This is a genomic window from Alcanivorax sp. HI0083 (assembly GCF_001635175.1).
On sequence record NZ_LWFX01001139.1, the window covers coordinates 1 to 3,655 of the forward strand.

The following is a 3,655-nucleotide window of genomic DNA, read 5'->3' on the forward strand; positions in this document are numbered from 1 at the left end:
AGCGGCTGTCCTTGCGGGGACAGATAAACCACTTTCGCTGCCGGGTTGGCAGTGCGTGCAGCCTGCAGGGCTTTCGCCAGCGGCTCCACCTTCATCACCATGCCGGGGCCGCCACCAAAAGGGCGATCGTCCACAGTGCGGTGGCGGTCTTCAGTGAAGTCCCGAGGATTCACCGTTTCCACCTGCAGCTGGCCGTTTTCCACGGCCCGCCGGGTCACGCCGAAGTCAGTAATCGCCTGCGCCATCTCTGGAAACAGCGTTACCAGAGTGACGGCAAACGGAGGCTTCGTCGCCATCATTTAAAAGTCCGGGTCCCAATCTACTGTCATCTCACCGTCTGCAAGGCTGATGTCAGTAATCACGTCATCCGGGAGCCAGGGAATCAGGCGCTCACGCCGATCCAGGCTATTGCGGTCTCCGCGTACCACGACAACGTCGTTGGCACCGGTTTCCAACATGCGCGACACGCTGCCCAGGTCCATGCCATTCACATGTTTTACCCGCAGGCCAATCAGGTCACGCCAGTAGTACTCGCCCTGCCCGGATTGTGGCAGCAAATCAGCGGGTACGCCGATCTCCTGCCCCACCAGGGCCGCTGCCGCTTCCCGGTCGGTAATCCCTTCCAGTTGCGCAATCAGGCCTTTCCCCTGAGGGCGGAATCCGGTCACTTTCACCGGTTTCCACTCTCCACCTGAAGACTGACCACTTGAATGCGGGCCACCCTGTTTCAGGTGCCAGGGCTGGTACTGCTGGAGGTTGTCCATCGGATCGGTATGGGAATACACCTTTACCCACCCTTTGACGCCGTGCACCCCGAGGATGCGGCCGACCACCTCCAGCCTGGAGGACGCGCCCTCTTCAGAAGAGGATTGTCCTCGCTCTGCCATCAGGCTGCCTTACGGGCCTGCTTGGCGAGGGTCTTAACACGGTCAGACAGCTGTGCACCCTTGGCAACCCAGGCATCCAGGCTTTCCAGGTTCAGCTTGAGGGGGATTTCACCGCCACGGGCGATGGGGTTGTAGAAACCCAGCTGCTCGATAAAACGACCATCACGGGCGTTACGGCTATCAGCAACAACGATGCTATAGAACGGGCGCTTCTTGGAACCGCCGCGAGCGAGACGAATAATTACCATGGTTTACGTACCTTTTTATCAATCCGGTTTCCCGGCCCGGCCATCGAAAAGGACAGCCTGACCATCGTATCCGCTTGAAAGCCACCCGTGAAAAGCACGGAGAGGCCGCGAAGGGCGCGAATTATACAGGGAGATGCACCACGCAACAAGCTCCGCGCAACACGGTTTCACAGCCCCCCAAACGCAACGCGGACAGAGAGGTGGAGTCCCCACCCGCTCTGCCCGCGTTGTTTCATGAAGCGTGCAGCGTGATGCACTACCTCACATCGGCGGCATGCCGCCTGGGCCGCCCATGCCGCCCGGGGGCATGCCGCCACCCGGACCACCCTGGCCGCCGCCGCCCATCATGCCTTCCATGCCTCGCATCATGTTCTTCATGCCACCCTTGGTGCGCATCTTCTTCATCATCTTGGCCATCATCTTCTGCTGCTTGATGAGGCGGTTCAGGTCCTGAATCTCCAGACCTGCGCCAGCGACAATGCGCTTCTTGCGAGAGCCTTTAAGCAGATCCGGGTTACGGCGCTCTTTGGGGGTCATGGAATCAATCAGGGCCTCCATGTGCTTCATCTGTTTCATGGCAGCCGGATCCTGGGCCGCTTCCATCATCCCGCCCATGCCCGGCAGCTTGTCGAGCAGGCCGGCCATGCCGCCCATATTACGCATCTGCTGGAACTGGTCCTTGAGATCCTCGAAGTCCATCGCCTTGCCTTTCTTGAACTTCTTGGCGATTTTTTCGGCTTTCTTCTTGTCCAGCTTGCGCTCGGCCTCTTCCACCAGGGAAAGCACGTCGCCCATGCCGAGAATCCGGCTGGCGATACGATCCGGGTGGAATGGTTCCAGGGCGTCGGTCTTCTCGCCCATACCGATGAATTTGATCGGCTTGCCGGTGAGCTGACGCACAGACAGCGCCGCACCACCGCGGGAATCACCGTCGGCCTTGGTGAGGATCACACCGGTGAGCGGCAGCGCTTCATTAAAGGCCTGGGCGGTGTTGGCCGCATCCTGACCGGTCATGGCGTCCACCACGAACAGGGTTTCCACCGGGCTGATGGCCCCGTGCAGGCGTTTGATCTCGCTCATCATGTCTTCGTCGACATGCAGACGGCCCGCGGTATCGACGATCAGCACATCCATATAACGACGGCGGGCTTCTTCCAGCGCCGCACTGGCAATATCCACCGGGTCCTGGTCGCCGGTGGACGGGAAGAAGTTGGTCTCCACTTCCCCCGCCAGGGTTTTCAGCTGCTCGATAGCCGCCGGGCGGTAGACGTCAGCGGACACCACCATGACTTTCTTCTTCTCACGCTCCTGCAGGAAACGCGCAAGCTTGGCCACGGAGGTGGTTTTACCGGCACCCTGCAGGCCCGCCATCAGAATAATGGCCGGCGGCTTGGTGGCCAGATCCAGGGCGTCGTTGGCATCGCCCATGGTGTGAACCAGCTCGTCGTTGACGATCTTCACAAACGCCTGGCCCGGGTTCAGGCTCTGCAGCACTTCCTGCCCCAGGGCCTTTTCCTTTACCTGCTCGACAAACTCTTTCACCACCGGCAAGGCCACATCGGCCTCCAGCAGTGCCTTGCGCACTTCGCGCAGGGTGTCGCGGATATTGTCTTCGGTCAGGGAACCCTGACCTGCCAGGCTTTTAAGCGACGATCCCAACCGATCGGTGAGATTCTCGAACATGGGTCTACCTCCAAATGCACCATGTCTGCGGCCAGGCGTGCCTGCCGCAGTGACAGGGGCGCGATTATAGCCCTCCTTGGGCACCAACGTCATGGGCCCCGGCCGCAGTCTTCCCTTTCACGGCACAAAATGAGAATGATTGTTGATAGATAACTGGCGGCTATGCCAGACTTCAGCGGGCTTGGCCCGCCATTTTATGCTGGGCGCCTACTTCGGATAACAACGACTTATGAACTTTTCCGTGATCAACGGCTTCGCGGCGTTTGTTTTGTATCTCGCCGCCTGCCTGATCCTCTATCGGCAATTTCGCGGCCAGACAGTCCCGTCCCGGGCCAGCATTCTGATCCCCGGCACCCTGGCCGTTATCGCCCATGCCGCCAGCCTGTGGCAGGTGATGATCACCACCAGCGGACTGCAACTGGGGCTGTTCCCCGTCGCCTCCGCCGTGGCCATGACCGGGGCCGCCGTGGTCGTCGTGTCCAGCCTGTATCGCCCGTTCGAGTGGATTTCAGCGCTCGTCTATCCCTTTGCCGCGTGCACCATTCCCGCCATGCTGTGGGTCAGCACCGGTTACACCGCCCACCCGCTGGCCCACGGCCTGGGCGTACATGTCCTGTTTTCCATCGTTGCCTACGCCGTGCTAGCCCTGGCCGCCTGCCAGGCGATTCTGCTCTGGATTCAGGACCGTCAACTCAAGAGCGGCCATATCCGTGGCGTCATGCGACTTTTCCCACCGATTCAGGTCATGGAGTCCATGCTGTTCGAGGCAATCTGGCTGGGCGAAATCCTGTTGACCGTTGCCATCTTCAGCGGCTTTCTTTACGTGGATAATCTGTT

4 protein-coding genes and 1 pseudogene are annotated in these 3,655 nt (G+C 60.2%); 1 reads left to right on the forward strand and 4 read right to left on the reverse strand.

Annotated elements, in window-relative coordinates:
- The 4 genes and pseudogenes from A3754_RS16040 to ffh all read right to left on the reverse strand — a co-directional run.
- Positions 1-299: pseudogene (locus tag A3754_RS16040) on the reverse strand (tRNA (guanosine(37)-N1)-methyltransferase TrmD); the annotation flags it as partial.
- Complete coding sequence (rimM, locus tag A3754_RS16045; protein WP_063520511.1) at positions 300-887, reverse strand: ribosome maturation factor RimM; 588 nt, start codon at positions 885-887, stop codon at positions 300-302.
- The gene (gene rpsP, locus A3754_RS16050; protein ID WP_063520512.1) at positions 887-1,135 is read right to left on the reverse strand and encodes a 30S ribosomal protein S16; all 249 of its coding nucleotides are present in this window, start codon (positions 1,133-1,135) and stop codon (positions 887-889) included. The genes rimM and rpsP overlap by 1 nt, the downstream gene beginning before the upstream one ends.
- A gap of 261 nt (positions 1,136-1,396) precedes the next feature.
- Entirely contained in the window at positions 1,397-2,818 is a 1,422-nt protein-coding gene (gene ffh / locus A3754_RS16055) for a signal recognition particle protein (protein WP_063520513.1), read from the reverse strand.
- A 229-nt stretch (positions 2,819-3,047) separates the two neighbouring features.
- Here ffh and A3754_RS16060 point away from each other — a divergent pair.
- Positions 3,048-3,655 (forward strand): inner membrane protein YpjD (locus A3754_RS16060; protein WP_063520514.1); only part of this gene is annotated, 608 nt, incomplete at its 3' end.

What these genes read in the sequence shown, in the direction of transcription:
- ffh (WP_063520513.1), bottom strand. Translation starts at nt 2,818, where the DNA reads ATGTTCGAGAATCTCACCGATCGGTTGGGATCGTCGCTTAAAAGCCTG.
- rimM (WP_063520511.1), bottom strand. Translation starts at nt 887, where the DNA reads ATGGCAGAGCGAGGACAATCCTCTTCTGAAGAGGGCGCGTCCTCCAGG.
- rpsP (WP_063520512.1), bottom strand. Translation starts at nt 1,135, where the DNA reads ATGGTAATTATTCGTCTCGCTCGCGGCGGTTCCAAGAAGCGCCCGTTC.